General features: G+C 33.9%; 26 protein-coding genes. 21 read left to right on the forward strand and 5 right to left on the reverse strand.

Annotated features, from left to right (window positions below; genetic code table 11):
• Positions 1-36: 36 nt before the first annotated feature.
• Genes ACVFVN_RS03530 through ACVFVN_RS03570 form a run of 9 tightly spaced genes read left to right on the forward strand, consistent with a single transcriptional unit; the run spans position 37 to position 7,154 of the window.
• Entirely contained in the window at positions 37-480 is a 444-nt protein-coding gene (locus ACVFVN_RS03530) for a hypothetical protein (protein ID WP_456234204.1), read from the forward strand.
• A gap of 12 nt (positions 481-492) precedes the next feature.
• Complete coding sequence (locus tag ACVFVN_RS03535) at positions 493-783, forward strand: hypothetical protein (protein ID WP_456234205.1); 291 nt, start codon at positions 493-495, stop codon at positions 781-783.
• Positions 784-816: 33 nt separating this feature from the next.
• On the forward strand, positions 817-1,923 hold the full coding sequence (locus tag ACVFVN_RS03540) for a hypothetical protein (RefSeq protein WP_456234206.1): 1,107 nt from the start codon (positions 817-819) through the stop codon (positions 1,921-1,923).
• A gap of 14 nt (positions 1,924-1,937) precedes the next feature.
• Positions 1,938-2,867 carry a hypothetical protein gene (locus ACVFVN_RS03545; RefSeq protein ID WP_456234207.1) on the forward strand — a complete coding sequence of 310 codons (930 nt, stop codon included), beginning with the start codon at positions 1,938-1,940 and terminating at the stop codon, positions 2,865-2,867.
• A gap of 22 nt (positions 2,868-2,889) precedes the next feature.
• Entirely contained in the window at positions 2,890-3,267 is a 378-nt protein-coding gene (locus tag ACVFVN_RS03550) for a hypothetical protein (protein WP_456234208.1), read from the forward strand.
• Entirely contained in the window at positions 3,264-4,667 is a 1,404-nt protein-coding gene (locus ACVFVN_RS03555) for a hypothetical protein (RefSeq protein ID WP_456234209.1), read from the forward strand. The genes ACVFVN_RS03550 and ACVFVN_RS03555 overlap by 4 nt, the downstream gene beginning before the upstream one ends.
• 19 nt (positions 4,668-4,686) lie before the next feature.
• A complete protein-coding gene (locus tag ACVFVN_RS03560; RefSeq protein WP_456234210.1) occupies positions 4,687-5,226 on the forward strand; it encodes a hypothetical protein in 540 nt (179 codons plus the stop codon).
• A 3-nt stretch (positions 5,227-5,229) separates the two neighbouring features.
• Entirely contained in the window at positions 5,230-6,075 is an 846-nt protein-coding gene (locus tag ACVFVN_RS03565; RefSeq protein WP_456234211.1) for a hypothetical protein, read from the forward strand.
• Positions 6,076-6,122: 47 nt separating this feature from the next.
• Entirely contained in the window at positions 6,123-7,154 is a 1,032-nt protein-coding gene (locus tag ACVFVN_RS03570) for a hypothetical protein (RefSeq protein ID WP_456234212.1), read from the forward strand.
• A 148-nt stretch (positions 7,155-7,302) separates the two neighbouring features.
• On the opposite strand, the gene ACVFVN_RS03575 is transcribed toward ACVFVN_RS03570, so the two are convergent.
• The 4 genes from ACVFVN_RS03575 to ACVFVN_RS03590 form a co-directional block, all read right to left on the reverse strand.
• On the reverse strand, positions 7,303-7,944 hold the full coding sequence (locus ACVFVN_RS03575) for a T9SS type A sorting domain-containing protein (protein ID WP_456234213.1): 642 nt from the start codon (positions 7,942-7,944) through the stop codon (positions 7,303-7,305).
• A 234-nt stretch (positions 7,945-8,178) separates the two neighbouring features.
• Positions 8,179-8,418, reverse strand: coding sequence for a hypothetical protein (locus ACVFVN_RS03580; protein ID WP_456234214.1), 240 nt, complete (start codon positions 8,416-8,418; stop codon positions 8,179-8,181).
• A gap of 2 nt (positions 8,419-8,420) precedes the next feature.
• Positions 8,421-8,711: a cupin domain-containing protein gene (locus ACVFVN_RS03585; RefSeq protein ID WP_456234215.1), complete on the reverse strand. Its 291-nt coding sequence runs from the start codon at positions 8,709-8,711 to the stop codon at positions 8,421-8,423.
• 11 nt (positions 8,712-8,722) lie between these two features.
• Positions 8,723-9,172: a hypothetical protein gene (locus tag ACVFVN_RS03590; protein ID WP_456234216.1), complete on the reverse strand. Its 450-nt coding sequence runs from the start codon at positions 9,170-9,172 to the stop codon at positions 8,723-8,725.
• Positions 9,173-9,921: 749 nt separating this feature from the next.
• On the opposite strand from ACVFVN_RS03590, the gene ACVFVN_RS03595 reads away from it, so the two are divergent.
• The 10 genes from ACVFVN_RS03595 to ACVFVN_RS03640 all read left to right on the forward strand — a co-directional run bounded on the left by ACVFVN_RS03595 (position 9,922) and on the right by ACVFVN_RS03640 (position 16,287).
• Complete coding sequence (locus tag ACVFVN_RS03595; RefSeq protein ID WP_456234217.1) at positions 9,922-10,482, forward strand: hypothetical protein; 561 nt, start codon at positions 9,922-9,924, stop codon at positions 10,480-10,482.
• Between the two features lie 388 nt (positions 10,483-10,870).
• Positions 10,871-11,089, forward strand: coding sequence for a hypothetical protein (locus tag ACVFVN_RS03600; protein ID WP_456234218.1), 219 nt, complete (start codon positions 10,871-10,873; stop codon positions 11,087-11,089).
• Positions 11,090-11,272: 183 nt separating this feature from the next.
• Complete coding sequence (locus tag ACVFVN_RS03605; RefSeq protein ID WP_456234219.1) at positions 11,273-12,397, forward strand: rolling circle replication-associated protein; 1,125 nt, start codon at positions 11,273-11,275, stop codon at positions 12,395-12,397.
• A 274-nt stretch (positions 12,398-12,671) separates the two neighbouring features.
• Positions 12,672-13,349, forward strand: a complete 678-nt coding sequence (locus tag ACVFVN_RS03610; RefSeq protein WP_456234220.1) for a hypothetical protein — start codon at positions 12,672-12,674, stop codon at positions 13,347-13,349.
• 24 nt (positions 13,350-13,373) lie between these two features.
• A complete protein-coding gene (locus tag ACVFVN_RS03615) occupies positions 13,374-14,345 on the forward strand; it encodes a hypothetical protein (protein ID WP_456234221.1) in 972 nt (323 codons plus the stop codon).
• A complete protein-coding gene (locus ACVFVN_RS03620; protein WP_456234222.1) occupies positions 14,345-14,482 on the forward strand; it encodes a hypothetical protein in 138 nt (45 codons plus the stop codon). The genes ACVFVN_RS03615 and ACVFVN_RS03620 overlap by 1 nt, the downstream gene beginning before the upstream one ends.
• A gap of 53 nt (positions 14,483-14,535) precedes the next feature.
• A complete protein-coding gene (locus tag ACVFVN_RS03625) occupies positions 14,536-14,832 on the forward strand; it encodes a hypothetical protein (protein WP_456234223.1) in 297 nt (98 codons plus the stop codon).
• A 1-nt stretch (position 14,833) separates the two neighbouring features.
• Positions 14,834-15,301, forward strand: coding sequence for a hypothetical protein (locus tag ACVFVN_RS03630; RefSeq protein WP_456234224.1), 468 nt, complete (start codon positions 14,834-14,836; stop codon positions 15,299-15,301).
• A 14-nt stretch (positions 15,302-15,315) separates the two neighbouring features.
• Positions 15,316-15,474, forward strand: coding sequence for a hypothetical protein (locus ACVFVN_RS03635; protein ID WP_456234225.1), 159 nt, complete (start codon positions 15,316-15,318; stop codon positions 15,472-15,474).
• A 69-nt stretch (positions 15,475-15,543) separates the two neighbouring features.
• A complete protein-coding gene (locus ACVFVN_RS03640; RefSeq protein ID WP_456234226.1) occupies positions 15,544-16,287 on the forward strand; it encodes a hypothetical protein in 744 nt (247 codons plus the stop codon).
• A 12-nt stretch (positions 16,288-16,299) separates the two neighbouring features.
• On the opposite strand, the gene ACVFVN_RS03645 is transcribed toward ACVFVN_RS03640, so the two are convergent.
• Entirely contained in the window at positions 16,300-16,683 is a 384-nt protein-coding gene (locus ACVFVN_RS03645) for a hypothetical protein (protein ID WP_456234227.1), read from the reverse strand.
• A 106-nt stretch (positions 16,684-16,789) separates the two neighbouring features.
• Here ACVFVN_RS03645 and ACVFVN_RS03650 point away from each other — a divergent pair, with 106 nt between their 5' ends.
• Both ACVFVN_RS03650 and ACVFVN_RS03655 read left to right on the forward strand, forming a co-directional pair.
• Entirely contained in the window at positions 16,790-17,467 is a 678-nt protein-coding gene (locus ACVFVN_RS03650; protein ID WP_456234228.1) for a hypothetical protein, read from the forward strand.
• Between the two features lie 143 nt (positions 17,468-17,610).
• Positions 17,611-17,835, forward strand: a complete 225-nt coding sequence (locus ACVFVN_RS03655) for a hypothetical protein (RefSeq protein ID WP_456234229.1) — start codon at positions 17,611-17,613, stop codon at positions 17,833-17,835.
• Positions 17,836-18,037 lie beyond the last annotated feature (202 nt).

The following is an 18,037-nucleotide window of genomic DNA, read 5'->3' on the forward strand; positions in this document are numbered from 1 at the left end:
TTGCTCTGCTGGTATTTTTATCACAGCACTGGGAAAATGGTTTTTAGCCTATTGGCAGTAAGTTTTGCCATCATTTATGTCATGTTTTATTTGATGGGATTGTTATTCCGCGGCAGTGCATTGACAGGAACCGCTCCCAAAGAAATTTCTATGGAAGAAGCCAAAAAGAAAATAAAACAGCATGAAAACATTTCGGACTGGACAAAAACGAAAGGAATCATTACACGCTTTATTCCCGACAGTAAAATCGTAGAAAACGGTGAGGTGTCGGCGCAGCTTTTTTCATTCTATATCCAAACAGAGCGTGATGCGAATGTATTAAGAACTGATAAAGCTTTTATTAGCGGACATATCATTCCTATTTCGCACATCGGTTCATTCAGCATCAATACCCCGGTAGCTGTTTGGGTTAATAAAACAGGAGCTTGGGCCGTATTTGATCCAGAGCACGAAGACTGGCATTATGAAGTGAAAAAATAAAAACAAATAACAATGAACGAAACAGAAAACCAAAATACAGTTGCACGTATCACAGCACTCGAAAACGAAGTAAAACGCCTAACGATGTTAGTGGATAGAATTTACAGTTATACACACTTAGGCATTCATAAACCTTCCTTGGATAACCCGGAAGTTCTATCTGGCGCTAATCCCATCGATGTGGATGCAAAACTGCAGGAACTCATTCGCAACAGAGATGTCATTGGTGCGGCAAAACGGTATGTGCAAATAACAGGTGTTGGACTGTTGGAGGCAAAAGCTGCTGTAAACAATATGATATGATTTAATACAAATAAAATTCAAAAAAAGAATCGTATGAACATTAGAAAAAAATTTTACATCATTTTGATTGGAGGCTTTGCCTTGACTTTTGCACTCACCTTTTTCGGTCGCAAATTCATGAGCAATGCCATTTCGAATTTCACTTCAGGGAAAATGGAAGGGATAGGAAGTATGATGGGCGTGAGCAATGCACCGGTTTTTAAATCCGGGATTTTCAGCGATGACGGTAATTATTTCGCTTACACCTATCAAACCGAAGTGGAAAAACCCGATCTGGATGCAAATGTAACGATGCGCGGTTTTGCTTATCCCGCTTATTTCCGCATGATGGAAACCGCTACGGGGAAAATTGTGGGCAAACCTTATGAAGCCAATAAACACGACCAAATGTATGTGGTGTGGACAGGAGACAATTGGGTTTGGCTGATGAAATCACTTTCTAATAAAGGAAATAAAATTGCTTTGTATGATTTGAGAGCCCAAAAATTCCAGTTTGATTTTGGTGAGTTGGAAAAATTGAATCCGAATGTAGATTGGAAAAATACCCGTTCCTTTTATATCAATAATACCCAAGAAAAAGGCTTGATTTTAGAAGCCAATGACAAACGCTATTACCGCATCGACCCGAATACAGGAAAAGCAGAAACCGTGCAGGGAAAATTTGAAATGGTGAATTATAATTTTGCCAAAAACTTTCAGGTTTCCAATAGAAATTCGGACAGACAATACAGCAAAAAACAACTCAACGGCAGCAGACAAAGTATTACTGCCAACAACGGAAAAACCGTTTCTCAGGATGATTTTATTGACGTAAAATTTCTTACGCTAAGCAAAAACAAAAATTCTCCAAATTATGCAGATGCGCCCATTACGTATTACAAAAACAATTTCTTCGTGCTCTCGCCGCTCACCTCCGACAAAGAAAAGGATTTGGAATTGGCAATGCTGGATAAAACTACACTAAAAACCATTTGGAAAATACAGCTCCCGCAAAAAGAGTTGAAAACCTTTATTCCAAATTATGAAATGGAGCGCTTTTTTATCAAAGGCGACCAACTCTTCGTCAGCAACAACGATTATTTGATGACAATCAACCTCGAAAACGGAAAAATTGTGAAACAGGAAAATTTGTATGATTAACCCTAAAAAACAAAATGATGGAAAATAATAACTTCTCAAAAAAATTCACCAATACCTCCTTGCTAATGGGCTTGGGAATTGGAGCTGTTGCGCTGGGTTCTATTTATTTCACCATGAAAAAAACGGGGTTTGGCGATACCATTAACCAAATTTTTGGTGGAAGTTTCTGGTTTATGGTTATCGGATTCGTCCTTTTCATCATTCTGATGATTTATGTCTTGCAACGCTGGATTCTGGGCAGCTTAAAACCCAAAGATATTCCGAACGGCTTGCCAGCAACGGCTACCGTAATTAAAAGCTACCAAGCAGGAATGTCCATGCGTGCGGGAGCCAATCAGTTTTATTCGATTATCATTGAAGTGAATGTTACCAATCCGCAGGGTGAAACTTGGCTGGCAAAAATAGAACAAATGCTTCCCATTACACAGGTCGGAATTTTTCAGCCCGGAGTGCAGTTTGCCGTAAAATATGATCCGAACAACAAAAGCAAAGTGGTCATTGATCAATCCGTGCAAACGCGGACGCAAGCCGATCAGGCGAGTAATATCAACAAAGCGATGAATAACTCTGGTGCGAACTATACCAATCAGGATGTGCTGAATGCCAGACACGTAGCACCCGCTGAATTAATGCAAAAAGTACAGCAACATTCCGATTTGTTGAAAGAGCTAATGAACATTGGCGCCGCTACTACCGCTAAAGTGGTAAAAAGTGAAACGGCACTCAAAGATTTTATGCCGGACATCCATATCCTGAAAGTTAGGATTACCGTGACCGACACTATCATCGACAAATTTGAAAGCGATATTTATTTGATCACGCCTGCTACTTCTATGCACAAATTTGAAACGAATGATATCGTTCATATTCTGTATGATAAGAAAAATCCAAGAAGAGTTTGTATCAGCGGAACCGATAAGGCGAATAGTGCAATAGAAATTTAAGTTTTTAATAATCAAAATCGCTATGAGTATAAAATTAAAGGCACAAAAAACAATAAAGGCATTCATTCTGGTGTTTGCGATCGCGCTGTTCGGCTCTTGCGAGGTGGATAAAGACATTAAAGATGGCATTCCTGCCGTTGCGCAAATCAAACAATTGCGACAAGGAAACAAGAAAATTACTTACGGCGTAACCGAATATTATCAAGTAATTATCGATGCCGATATCGTAACCAAAGACGGAAAAACTTGGCCCGTTACTTTCAAAGAAATGGCGCAGATGATAGACATTCCAAAAATCCAACCCGGACAAAATGTTGCGGTAAAATACGACCCAAAAGACAGCACCAATATCTGTTTTGACCGAAGTCCAGAAAGAGCTAAAGAATTATTAAATCAATGAGAACAACTTTATTTATACTTCAATTATTGTGTTTGGGCATCGTTACCTCCAATGCTCAAATCAGCGAAAAGCAACTGCAACCTTTTATTCCCAAAGGATACACGCTTGCCGATACTTCGGGTAATGGTTTGAAAAAACCATCCGGTGATATTTTATTGGAATTGATTTCCAATGAATTCAATGATTTTGAAACCTTGATTCTATTGCACAACGAAAAAGGAAAACTCACCCAAATTGCCGAAAACAGCGGTTTGATGATGAGCAAAGAACTGTACGGTGTTTCGGGAGGAAACTATCCGTCCTTATCGGGAACGGTTTTGTCCATTGATTATTCCATTGGTAGCTCAAGTTCATTGTCCGATATTTCCATCAGATTTGAAAAGACAAAAGATGGATCCTACCTGTTTAAACAATACACTTCCATCACTAAAAATCACGGGGTAGAAGACTTAAAAGCACGACAGAAAATCACAGCGGCACAAACGGGAAAAATAAATTTTTCAGACGCCACGGAAGAATTAATTCTGAAAAAAGCGGGCATTCATTCCGTGGAAAACAATGAAATATTCTTTGATAAAGACCAACCGCAATTTGGAAAATACATTCCCGATGACTTTCAATTGGCCGCTTTTGCCGAAGGCGATTTGAATGCAGACGAATGGAAAAAAGATGCGGTACTGCTATCCTTCAACAAAAACCAATGCAACATTCAGTTGTTGCTTCAGCAAAAAAATGGCACCTACAATACCGCCCAAACCAACACTAAGCTGATGGATGTTGATGCAACCTTCAATCCCAACAACCTGAAACTGGTCGTTAAAAACGGCTATTTTACCATCGAACAAAAAGTGCCGGTGGGCGATAATCATTTTGACCAACGCTACATCACGTTCAAATACGATGTGGCGCAGAAAAACTGGTTCTTGCACCGTTTTGATGTGGAACATTATTCAGGTTTCGATACCAAACCGTCCAAAGATGTTACGCATTTGACCACCAAAGAATTTGGGAAAATTAGTTTTACCGAAATTCAAAATCTGCCCGGCGTTTATCAGTTTGAACCTCAAACATCCGTCATCAGCGGAACGCTTATTAAAAAGATGTTTTACGATCGCCCGAACTATGGCAAAACGCCCGAAAAAGACGAAAAAGTTTGGGTGTATATTTTAAAAACTGATTATCCTTTCAATGTGTACGGTGATGCAGATCCGCAAGATCCCGAAACGGCGGATAAAACGGTTGTCAACATCACAGAAATTCAGGTGTACAGTTCCGATAAGAAAATAGATTTTGATGCGTGGGAGAACAAAAAAATAAAATTGCAAGGTGTATTTCAATCCGCACGAACAGGGAATCAATTTACCAAAGTGATATTTGAAGTGAAAAAAAATTTAAAATAAACTTTTTAAAAATAAAACAATGAAAACAAAAAACATCTTTTCAAAAGCTGCATTATTCTTGGGGATTTGCAGCCTTGCAGCATGTAATTTCAGTACAAAAACAAATAATGATAAAATAGATAACATGGAAACAGTAAGCAATAGCGAACAGAAAATTCGCAACGGAATTCAATGGGAAGAAACCGGTGATGTAAAGGTGGAAAGCGCCTTTCTGATGCTGGAAAGCGGCGAGATGATTTCCGATGAAAACACCGTAAAACCTGATGAACGCTTTAAATTGGTTTTAAAAATATCGGGTTGGAAAGAAGAAAATGGGAAAGTTGCCATAGGCGCCATAGAACAAGTGCACGACGGCAATCGTCCAGTTCCTTTGGAAGGAGTCGATCTTTTTGGTGGAAATGATGCACTTCCTGAAGAAACTGCAAAAGTTATCTCACTGAAGATGGGCATTCCGGCTGCTTCTGCGGTTTATGAAGTGTATCAAACCGATTTTAAAGTGTGGAACAAAAACGCTGATCAGTATATCACGGGCAGTTATCGTTTTAAAGTTAAAAATTAAAAAATGAAGATACCTAATTATTTAGTCAAGATTTCGTTGTGCATTTGCATTTTGAGTCTTCTTTCTTGTCAAAACGAAACAAAGAAAACCGCAGAAAATAGCGAAAAACAAGCCGGTTCAAATGATACTTTGGCAATTGTTCAAACAGAGGAAACCACATTTCCGTTTCCCCAAAATGTAGACATCCTTTTGCCTACGCAATATCGCAAAGAAAGCCACGGCTATCCGAAAGGCGTAAAAGAAAAAGAATGGTACGAAATCTATAAAGATGCGAATACAGGAAAATGGCACATCGGAAAAGCGGAATTGAAAATCACTTATGGACGTGACGAATGCGTGGGCGAAGAGGTGATGATTATTAAATCCCAGCACGATGATGAGGTCTTATTCTTTACGCCGTTTGAAGGTTTATCTGAAAATCCGGTAACGGTTTTGGAAAATAAAATGCTGTTTCCCGAGCATAATGTTTCGTTTAATTTCAATGGAAAAAAATATCTTTTATCACCGATGGGTTCTTGTCTGGATGAAAAAGGACAGATAATGACCAGAGATGAATTAAAATCAAAAACCAACGAAGAACTGGACAATAATACCAAAATTTCGGGTTATCGTTTGTCTTTTGGAACGGATGAAAATTCAATGGAACTCACCACCATCGAAAACATGGAATATGCCACACCCCGACTGGTTTGGGCAGGTGATCTGAACAATGATGGTTTGCCTGATTTGATTCTCAATATACCTGATTTCTATGAAAGTCAGCATCTTTTCTTTTTTCTTTCCGATAAAAATGACCCAGAAAAATCCTTGAAAAAAGTCGCGGATTTATTGGTAGTAAACGATTGTTAAAAGGATGAATTACAAAATCTAAATTTTTATTAAAAACAAAAAATCAAATGAAAAAGTATCATTTTTTAGCCGTATTAATTTTTGGAATTTTGGGATGGATGACGAGCTGCGGACAATCTTCGTCTAAAACAGAAAGCCTTGAACCCCAAAAGGCAGAAACCGAAGTTGTAGCCAATGATAGCGTCGCTATTTCCCAAGCTTTTGAACAATTGAAATCCGATAAAACCTTTCTGAAAGACCTCGGTTTGGAAACCGAAAAACATTTCGCCTGGAATAACCTGCATCAACTGTTTCGGGGCGATTTGGATGGCGAAGGAATAGAAGATGCTCTGCTTGCTTTTTCAATAGAAGGGCGAGGGGGCGGAAACAATTTCGATGCGCATTATGCGGCTTTTTTAAACAAAAATAAAGAGTGGAAGTACGGCGGACAATTGGATGCGAGCATTTTTGCAGAAGATCGATTTTTTGAAATCGATAAAATTGAAAACGGCAATATCAAAGGAAATTGGGTGGGCAATAAAAATGAAAGTTTAGCACCTTATGCAGCAGCATATCTTCTAAAAAACGGAGAGTTCATCAATACTTTTACGGCATTGCACAAAACAGAAAATGTAGAAAGAGAATATCTGTATGTTGCTGAAATTCTTACCCCTGAAAATATTTCAGTCCGCACAACCGCAACCGCAAAGGAATATGAAAAGCTGTTGGGAAAAGGAAAAATTAGCACACCACAAGAACAACCTGAATGTGGGACGTATTTCGATGAAGGACTCATTCGCTATTTGGATTATGCTGATTTGCAATTTGAATTGAGCGACCAAAATGATGCAGCATTAGTAGAAATTCAGTTTAAAAATGGATTCCGTATGCAAACCGATAAAGGAACCATTGACGAAAATACCAAGCTCGAAGATTTAAAAAATTGTTTCTATAAAAAAGAAAGTTGGTGGATGTATGATGGAGAAAACGGGTTAAAAGTTTTTTCCATTCCCGACGGCGCCGAATCGGATAACCAATGGCGTTTTCAATTTGATAAGAAGGGCAAGTTGATTAAAGCGATCCTGTTTGTCCCTTGTTAAGAGAATTTTTGCTGTGAAAAATCTCCATCACATCATCGTAGGGTGGAACAAGAGGGAATATGATATTGCTGATATAACTAGAAACAGAAATCTAAAAGACGGATCTTATCTTCACTTTGCATATTTTGTCAAGCTTAGCTTTAATCTTTTATTTAACAACTTTCAAAGATTGAGCGTGTTTTTTTTCCGCATCAATTATAGTTAATATATACAAACCTTTTTCTTTTACCAGTGAATTAAGAAGAATATTTTCACCATTTGTATATTGTTTTTTGTGAATAGTTTGTCCTACAGAATTGGTGATTAAAAGTATGAAATTTTTAATTTTTGAGTGAACAATAATTTTTGAATTCTCATCAATTGGATTTTTTGTAACGGCAAATTTTAGATTATTTAATTCAAAATCCGAAGTATTTAAAAGGATTGGATTATTTCTACATTCAATTGTTGAAATTGAATTATTAGAGTTTAATAATATTGAATAAATGTCAGAATTTGAATCTATACTTACAACATTTTGTAAAAAAGCTGTTTGCGAGGAAGGGAAGGATTTTGAAACGGATATTACATCTGTATCTAATATTGAGAGATTTTCAATGGTCAGATTTGAATAGGTGGTAACATAATTTATAAAATCAGTTTTATCGAAGCCTATATTCAAATTAGAAATATGTTCCAGTTTTGCATAATATTGATGCAAATTATTACTTTGTTGATAGCAATTTAATTGTGCAAAAGATAATTTAGTTGTCAAAAAAAGAAAAAAAAGAAAAAGTAATTTTGTTTTCATATCAGTAGTTTTTGGGTCATTTCTTTTTTGAAATTATAACTAAAAAAAATATTAGCGAAGTGCCAGAATTCGGAGAACCGAAAGTTCATGAATTGGCAAACATAGCCGATATTTTCAATGAAACTAAGTTACTCAAAAAAGTGGAATTTGAAAATATTGGCAAATAAAGAAGTGGAGTAGTTCAACTTTTCCCAGAAACCTGCATTTTGCCCATACACTATTATTGGCAGTTTTTTAATCCTCAAAATAATCTTTTAATGATTTTGAAAAGGGAGCATGAAAGTAATCAGCAATATGTGAAATTACACGAATCATAAAATCCTTAAATTCTTCTTCGTTGGGGTTTGGATTATTTACAAAATAATCTTGTTCATAAAACCAATATTTATACGCCCAGTATTTTAAATCTGAATCAAACGGATTTTCCTTTTCTCCCTTATAAAATCGTGTATACCAGAATTTATCTTTTTCCATTTTTACTCTTGTCGTGCCATCGTCAACAGCATTTTAAAACGTTCAAAAGCTTTCAGTGTATGCGGAATATTAGCTGGCATAATGATGCAATCGCCTTTTTTTAGATGATGAGGTTTTCCACCAATTGTTATTTCCGCTTCGCCATCCAAAATCTGCACAATTGCGTCGAAAGGTGTTTTATGTTCCGATAAACCTTGCTCTTTGTCAAACGAAAACAAGGTTAAATTTCCACCAAGTGATTTTGTAACCTGCTTGCTAATAACACCACCGTTAGTGTATTCTATTGAATTCATTACTGAAAATATTAATTAAAATATTGGTGATATTGTTGATAAGAATTTTGTAATTGTAAAAGCATTTCTTTGGCTTTTGTTGCATCGGTTTCATTTTCCAAAGCTTTTACTGTTTCAAGGTGCGGATGTAGCCATTTGTGAAGTTCGTCGTGACTTTTTCCATCCATAGTACAGCTTTTTACGAGTTGTTCATTTTGTTCATTAAGTTGTTTGGCAAGCGTTTTATAATCGGTTTCATGGTTTTGAATATAAGCATTTACCAATTCTTCGCCTTTTGAAACATAAGGTTTCATTTCTTCGTTCACGATCCATTTTTCTCCATTGTTCAGTTCCACGGCGTCTGTTTTTTCATCATGACGGTGTTCTGTTTTTGTTTCCTGCTGAGGAGTTGATTTTTCAGAAGCATTATTACAGCTCCATAAAAGCATAACACCCATTCCCAATAACATTACTTTTTTCATATTTTCAAATTTTTAAATTGGTTAATATTTGCGTATTTGACAATAAACTTGATTAAAAATAAAGATATTGACAAAAACTTTAATTGCTATGAAGTTAAGTTTCTTTAACACCTGTAATTTACGAAAAATTAAAGACAGATCGTAAAGATTAACCAATTCCGTTAACAATTTAAAATGAATCTAGTTAGTAATATAAGTCGTTTTGCTTTAGTTTGGAAAGGAGTATTTCTTAATAATTTTTACAAATATTTTCAAAATCGTTTTTTGCTCAAATTTTCACTTTTCAAATAGGCTAGAACCTTTCTACAAAAGCTACAACTACAATTTAATTTTGCTAATTGCTCGAAAATAAACTTACAATATGTTATTTAATCTCAACTTCATGAATATTTATGAATAGATTACTCATAATTGTTTATTATTAATTAAAAAAAAACGGAATAACGTTTAATAACGAATTAAGAATTTTATCCTTTATGTAAAATACCAAGGCTGCCATTGCCGAAAAAAAATATTTTTTCTTTTACAAATACAATTCATTGTATTAGTCAACATTATTTTTAAAATATAATCAAATGAGAAATTATACTTGGGAAATTTTAATAATATCTAATTCAATAATATAGCAAACAATTACAAGTTATTGAAAACCAATTCATTAAATACTCTATTTAACATAATATAAATTATAGGCTGTTTTCAATATTTGAAATGTAAAGGGATTAAGGTTTAACTTAATTAATTTACAAATGTTATTTTACAAAAATTGTATCAAGTTCGAACAATCTGTAATTCTAAACGAAAAAACTAAAGTTTATGAAGTACTTATTTTTTCGAGTTATGGCTTTTATTATTTTAAAAATGGAAATGAAGTCCAAAAATTCGCAACGGCTTACACAAGCTTAATTGACGAAGTAATTTTCAATTTGGAATTATATACACTAAAACTTAATTCTATTGCGCCATTTCTTTCTCCAATATTAAAGACAAAGTTTTCAAAAGAAAATATCTTCATAGAGTCAATTTATGAGGTTCAGTATTATATACAGCAATTAAAACTTACAAAAGTTCATAGTTGCAAGTTTTGGCGTGTCAATATGTTTGTTTTTCAAGCCATTGACCTGCTCTTAAATATTTGTACTTCAATAGATAAAAGATTTATAAATGACCTTAATCAATTGTATCAATCCCTTTTAAATCTTAGGTTAAATTTTGACACCCTCCTATCCTATTATCAAAAAGGTATTGAAAATCAGCAATATACATTAAATCAAGCTTCTAACTTTTTAAAAATTCTTGAGAATGTCTAGACATTATTGTGTCCGTTGTATGAAAAAGAAGATTCATACAAATATGATAGTTGTTGAACTTCCATACTTTTTTGGTGGTCAAAAGATTCTATGTCGTGAATGCGCAAAAATTATGTTTCCAGAATACCAATATCTTGGTGATAGAAAAGCCTCGATTTTAACAGTTCTTATAAGTCCAAAAGAAAACAAATTTAAATATGAAAGATAATAAAGGTAAGTCCACTCCAGTGGACCTTCTACCCCTAGATTCTAAAAGATTTGTAGTTAAAGGTTCACGTTCGGGATTTCTTGTTGTCGATACAACAGACAAACGATTAATAACGGAAAATCAATCTTATCGCATGGCCTGCGCGCATTGTAAATTTCTTAACGATAAATACAAAAAATAATGGTAGAAGCAATTAAAAAAATATTACCGCTAAATGTGGTATATGTCGGTGATTTTTATAAAGATGGTGACTATTACTATTTTACAATAAAAGTGCCTAAATATGAGTCTGTTGATCTCTCAACAACTCAGTTTGAGATATTGTCAATCGAAAACGATATATGTGTTTATGTCAAGTTAAGAATTGGTGTCGATTACTTAAATTATTTAATGTCGTAACAATGAAAAATTATTTTGATAAATGGTTTCGCCTTGTTTCCCTATTTTATTTTATTGCTTGCGTTCTGTTCTTGATTCTTACAATCTATTTCAAAACGGTTAATTCCCTAAGTATGGGCTTGTCAAAAGAATCGGTGGTGTCGGAAAAGTTAAACGAGCCTAGCGAGTTAAAAAGCGGTCAAAATGGTTGAAAGTGTTGCTAAGGTAAAAAAGCGAAGTGTTGTCTATTACAAACGCTTCGCCTTTAAAAAGTATAACGAAAAGTCAAAAGAAAATCTAAACCAAAATCAGTCAAAAAAACTTAATGAAAATCGAACCTTACAAATTCTCAAAAAAACGAAATCTATTGATTGCATTAATGCTTTTGCGGAAACGTTCCGCATGGCTTATGAAAATGCGACAAATAAGACTGTCAAATATTGTTTCTCGAAAAACCAAGCATCAAAAATATCTGAAATCACGAATGTTTTTATATCATCAATATTATCAAGCTATCAGCATGGGCGTGGTTTTAAACAACGGTCAATTACATTCTGTACGCTTACATTGTCAGAAAAGCAAAAACATCAAGACAAGGAAATTGTTAGAGCATTGGCAAAATTCATCGATGACATTAAAAGCGTAAAAAATTATATAATCTGTCCAATAACAAAAAAGCAAACAAATGATTTGGCTCTTCCTATTAAGAATTATATATGGCGTGCTGAAACTACTGAAAATGGTGATATACATTTTCATATTCTCTTTGATTCTTTTATTAATAAGTCCGTTCTTAATCGGGTTTGGAATAATCATCTCGCTAAACTTGGCTATGAAAAAAGTTTTGCTAGTACTAGAATTGAAAGTCTTAAAAAAATAAATGATGTTGGCGCATACATTACAAAATATATGACCAAACCGCCGTTAAAAACCTCTGTTAAAAATATGACAAAAGAGCAATTAGCAAAATTAAAAGACTATCAAAAATATAGGCGTCCCGTATTGGCTAAACAATGGGGGTCCTCCAAAAGTATTATGAAGCTAAAATATATTGATTTTGTTGAAAATGATATGGTACATGTTGAGGAACTAAGCAATCAAATGAAAGAATATATATCGCCTGAACTTCCAGACTTTGTAAAAGTCTTTGTTGGTGATGTAAAAAGTACATTGAAAAAATGTTCTATAAAATTACAAAGTATGTTTAAACAATGGTACAAAAGACAGTTTGAAATACTTTATAAGCCTATTGAGAAAATAAACCCAATATTAGAAATTGTTGAAAAAGAAATAAAATATGTCATTGAACCAATACCCTTTCCTCTATGATTGTAAACGACTATAAAATACTTACTATAAAAGACCTCGCTAATTTATCAGAGATAAGTTTATCTAGTGCAAAGCGGTTAAAGAAAAAAATTATAGCAGAATTGAATATAAAAAATAATCAACTATTATTTATCCACTATCGTCAATACTATTGCTTTTAGCTTGTTTCAGGGGTTAAAAGGTGTCAAAACGGGTCAAAGGGTGTCAAATGGTTTCAATGCGTTAAAAACTGCCTATAAATTTGTATCATAATTAATAAATAAATTTTAAAATTATGAATGACAACTCGGATATTAGATTCACTCGAAGATTTGTAGTAGATGCTCAAAAAAAAGGTACTATTTACATTAAAGAGCGTACTGCTGGCTATGTTTTTAACGGTGTTAATAGTCAATTTGTAGAAAATGTAACATTAACATTAATTTCAGAAAGTGTTGCTGACAAAGTTTTGCTTAACTTATCAGGTTCAGAGATGCTTGAACTTTTCGAAAACTATGTTAATAGTTCTAGAGCTGGTTCATCCGATCAACTTGGTGATTTGGGACAAACATCAGATTCAATTCTGTTTTTTGTCGTTCCTTTTGCTGTAGGTGATTTGCAACTCGATGATAATGATTATTTACGTTTGGATATTCAATTCGTATCATCTTTTGATGTTCAAATCAGTGGAATTACTTACGATAGAATTTTGTTAGGCTATGATGCAAAAAATCCAATTTTTGTCAAAAAACAAACATCTGTACTAGGTTTCGATTCTGAAAACTTCGACAAAGTTGTATTAAGTAAAGCTACCGCTATTACTTATTTTAAAAATGGGCAAAAGGTATTCTTGCCTGTAGGATTTTTACAAACAACTGCTGCATTAAATCGTCAATCAATCAACTTTAAGCCAATTAGAAATTTGACTTATGATTTCAAAGATGCGGTTGACGTGATGTTAATTGAGTTCTAGTATTAACTATTAAAATTAAAAATTATGTCAATTAATCCTAATGATTGGGGCAATAATGACCAATTTGAAGAGGGCGGATATGATAGTGGTTATTCTGGTCCAGACTACGCTCCTGTAGGTGCTGTAGTGGATAACAGATTGAAAGGAACATCTGCAAATAGAAATATTGATATTGATGTTTTTGGCAAAGACGGAACTGTTAATAACATCGACCCCGCAACCATGATGGCAATAGCTAATACAGTAGTTAATGTAGCGAAAAACTTTTTCGGAGATATTGGTTGCTGGGGAGGTCAAGCCTATGACGAGCAATCCATAAGAGATAGAGGTCAACATTTAGAAAATTATGTTGATGAAATAAAAAGTAATTACTACGACCTTGAAGCTGTCAAGCGTGCTATCTTTTGGTCAAGTGGAATGTTGGCGATGGATAAGGAAGCTAGGGAGGTTCACCTTGTTAATAAATGTTCTAAAGAAGCTTGTGACGCTTGCATAAAAATGTTTGAGCAGTTCCTTTTAACTCTGTCAAAATATTATAAAGTAACAGAAACAGAATATATAAAAGCAAATGACTTTATTTATTCTCATAAGCATGATGTTTATTTTCATGCGCCAAAAACTGTAATAATGATACAAGAACCTCTAGAGGGTGATATTATTGTAGTTAATCCAGGTGGTGGTACTGGAACAGGAGGTACAAATGGAGGTACAAACAACCCTACAGATGGAGGAACAAATGGAGGAACTAATGGAGGTTCTAACTCGTCAAACGGTTTGCGTTGGTTTGATACCGAATGTGGACAAATACAAGCTTATAGTCAAGCGCAAGCTTATAACTTTTGTAGAGTACAGCAAAATAATGGTGGTACAAATAGCCTAGTAGATTGGCAGGTAAACGCAGGTAGTACCACGAAAGACAATACAATGCTGTATCTCGGTGGTGCTCTAGCTGGTCTTTTAATTTATTTTAATTCACAACCTAAAAAACGAAAATAATGGCAGATTCTTGGGGCGGTTTTTTTGATTGGGGTAACGGTTCTGTAAGCGTTAACGGAGGTCAAAAAGACAATACACTAATTTATATCGGTGCTGGTCTAATTGCACTATTAATAATCTTTAAAAATAAAAAATAATGGCTAATACAAATTATCCACAAAATACAAATGTAGTCCCGAATACTAGGACTATGCAGTTAATGACAAAAACAGAGCAGGAAAAATTTGTTCAAACTTCTGGTCGTGCTTCTGCAGATACACCTGCGCAAGGTGGTAGTACTTCTAACGGTCAAAGTATATTTACTTCAACCGCTGACCCTATTCCTAATGTTAATTTTATGGGTCAAATTAACCTGTATCTTCAAAAGGAAGTTATCCCAGGGACAAAAATAAAATGGTTGCATGTTCTTCTAGTAGCTGTAGCGTATGTCGGCTATGTTGAATTAGTAGCCGAAAGAAAACAAAAGTCTAAACTTAAATTTTGGTAATATGTCAAGACGTGGTGATAAATATAGTGATGCCGAAAAGGCAGCTTACTGGAGGAAAAAAGCCTTAGAAGGTCTATCTAATTCAAGTTCAAAAGATTATTCAGGCGGTACGAATTATAAAAAAAGTAGCGGTAAAAAATCAAAAAAGAGCGGTGCAAAATTTACTAGATACGTTAATAAAGACGGTGTTGAAATGTATCTAACAACAGGTTGGAGATTGAACCGTTCTAGAGAATTGATATCTATTAAAGCGACTATAACAAAAGATTCAAAAGAAAGTGATAAAGGTTGGTTCGGTTCTGTTGCTGTTGTTTTTACAAATACTATAACAGGTCAAACAAATTTTCATTGGGGTACAATGGAAAAAAAGACAGGTAAAGTTGTTGTTAATGATATGGCTTTTGTAATGAACCCACGCGCTAAAAATGGAGGTTATGCAGGGACCTTTATAGATAATTCAGACAAATAAATTAAAAATTTAAAATGCAAAAAATCATTAATTTCTTGGGTGTTGCGTTTAAAGCCATGCCTACGGTAAAATATTACGCACAAGTAGCTATAGCTGTCATAGATGCGATTGACAATGTTAAAAATTGGGACTTGTCACCACTAGACAAAAACGAGGAAAATAAAGCTGAATAAAGATGCGTAAACTAAAACCTACCTACAATTAGGTAGGTTTTTTAATAACAATTAAAAATTAAAAAAAATATGGATCCTATAACATTAACAATTTTACTAGGGTTTAAATTGACCGAGGAAGCTATGGTAAAACTCGGTTACACAGAAGATACTGCTTTGCAACCTTTAAAATATGGAAATTCAAATACAGGAAATATGACTTTATATACAGAAATAAATAAAGATGTTATTGACGAATTAGTCAATTTTTTGATGGTTTATGAGGGTTATGAGCCAATTGCTAGACAGGTTAAAGGTGAGTCATTTGCTACAGGTGGATATGGTTCCATAAGTATATGGAGTCCTCAAGGTGTTAGGCTAAGAGCTGTTAAAAATGGAGATAAATTTTCTAGAGAAGAAGCCTATAATCAAATTTTGTATTATTTTAAACAATCAAATTTTATAGATAATTTTAATATCTATCTAAAGACCTCAAATATAGCTGTTCCAAAGGGTTTACTAGTTTCTTTGTTAAATGCTTGTTATATGGGTGGTGTTGGTCTTTTTAAACAAACTTGGTTTAAAAATTGTTTAATATTTGCAGATAAAAACACAAATTATTTAACTGTTGCGGAAAAATTTAAAACTCTTTATATAAATGAGTTGAAAAGTTATAAGAGTACAAAAAATTCATGTTCAAACTCTCCTACAGGTAAATTGTATCATTGTTATGGTCTTGGCTGGACTCGTAGGGTTATGGCTTGTGTCGATGCTATACAGGGAGTTTATAGACCTAAATCTTGGTACGATAAAAATATAAAAACTCGCTTGTAGCGAGTTCATGTATTATTCTAGATTAATAAATTCTTTTTTATAACATTTTGGATATTTCTCAACTGCGTTCTCTCTATTTCTAAAGTCCATCATTAAAATATAAGTGAAAGCTTTTTTTTCAACTAATTCAATAGAAGCTTCTTTATATTTTTTTTGAAATTCTTTGCGGTTTAAGAAATGAGAGTCTTGTTTAATATCATATTTATAATTTTTTATTAAACATTTGTAAGATTCATAAACGCTGTTAATAGTTTTATTATCGTTAATTTCATAAAGCATTCCTTTTTCAAATGCAATGGAGTTTTTAATTTTTGATTTTAAAATAACATCTTTATTTGTCTGTGCAAAAGCTAAACAAGACAATGATAATAATCCAATAGTAAAAATTTTTTTCATGAGTTTAAAAGTATTTGTATTAAGTGTTACGGCTTCGCTTCTTGCTACGATATTGTACGAAAAATTAAAGCCTTAAAATTTTGTTAAAAATAGTAAAATAAAAAACATGCCAAAATATTATAAAAGGTCTAACAGACCAAAAAGAAATACAACGGTAAGTAAAAGTAATGATGGTGGCTTTGATTGGTTCAATCTCATTTACTTCTTGCTTATTGGTTCGGGTGCATATCTCATTTATATGATGTTACGCTCTGTAACATTGGGAACTGATAATAAATCCAGCTTTTTCGATTGGCTCAAAAATATGGGGTCAATCCTTGATGATAAAATAAGCGGTCTTGGTTCTCAAAATTCTTCGGGTTCTTCGGGTTCTTCCAATGATACGCAAGGAAATAACGGAAATTCCGAAAATGGAACAAATGGACTGATTAAAAGTCAATACTTTAAAGAGTCTGAATACTTCCCTAATTGCAAACCTACTGATCAAAAAAGGGTCGGAAATTACAACCGACTTATAAAACAAATGGATAGAATACGCTCGGAATGGGGTTCTGAAATACTTGTTGTAGGTGGTTTTGAATGCGATAACTCGGACAAACTTCCTGCTTATGACGAATGTCGTGCAATTCAATTTGAAGCCCAAAACGGGAAAACTGTAGCTTTATTTGACAAGGTTAAAAAACTTGCAAACGCTGGTACAATATTAAGTGGCGATTTGGTTAAAATTTCAATTGTTGAAAATCCAAAAGATTCGGAATGGATAATTCGCTATATAATTAACTAAATAAAAAATCAAAAAATAAAATGAAAAATATCAGTAAAAAAGACATCTTAATTGGTGCGTGTGTGTTGTTCATCTTTTATAAGCTGAACGGAATTAAGTTTAATATTTCGGGAAAACAAACGCCTTGTAATTGTGTGTAGTGTATGGATAAAGTACTAAACTATTTAACGGATCACCCCCTAAGTACTGGCTATGCTTTTGCTTCACCTCTTATGATTCCGAATGAATATCACAGCGTTTTTGCACAATTAATATTAACTTTGGGAACACAAATTGTCCTATTTGTTGTTGAAAAGTTGAATAAAACGCGAGTCAAAGAAAAGCTTTCCGAAAAGGAAAAAGACAAAGAAAATGGAGTTCAAAAATAATTCAGATTATACTTGCATAGTATTTTTTAAGGATTCAACAAAACAGCCTTTTAAAATGGAATTTGTGTCCAGTTGCTTTGCCTTTTCTCAATGGCTTGATAATTCCGACAAACATTCAGACTGGAAATACTTTAATGTATATGCTAGGCGAACAGGTCGATATCTTCGCAGGAATTATAAAGGAAATTACATTGAAAATAAA

It is taken from the genome of Soonwooa purpurea (assembly GCF_053891095.1).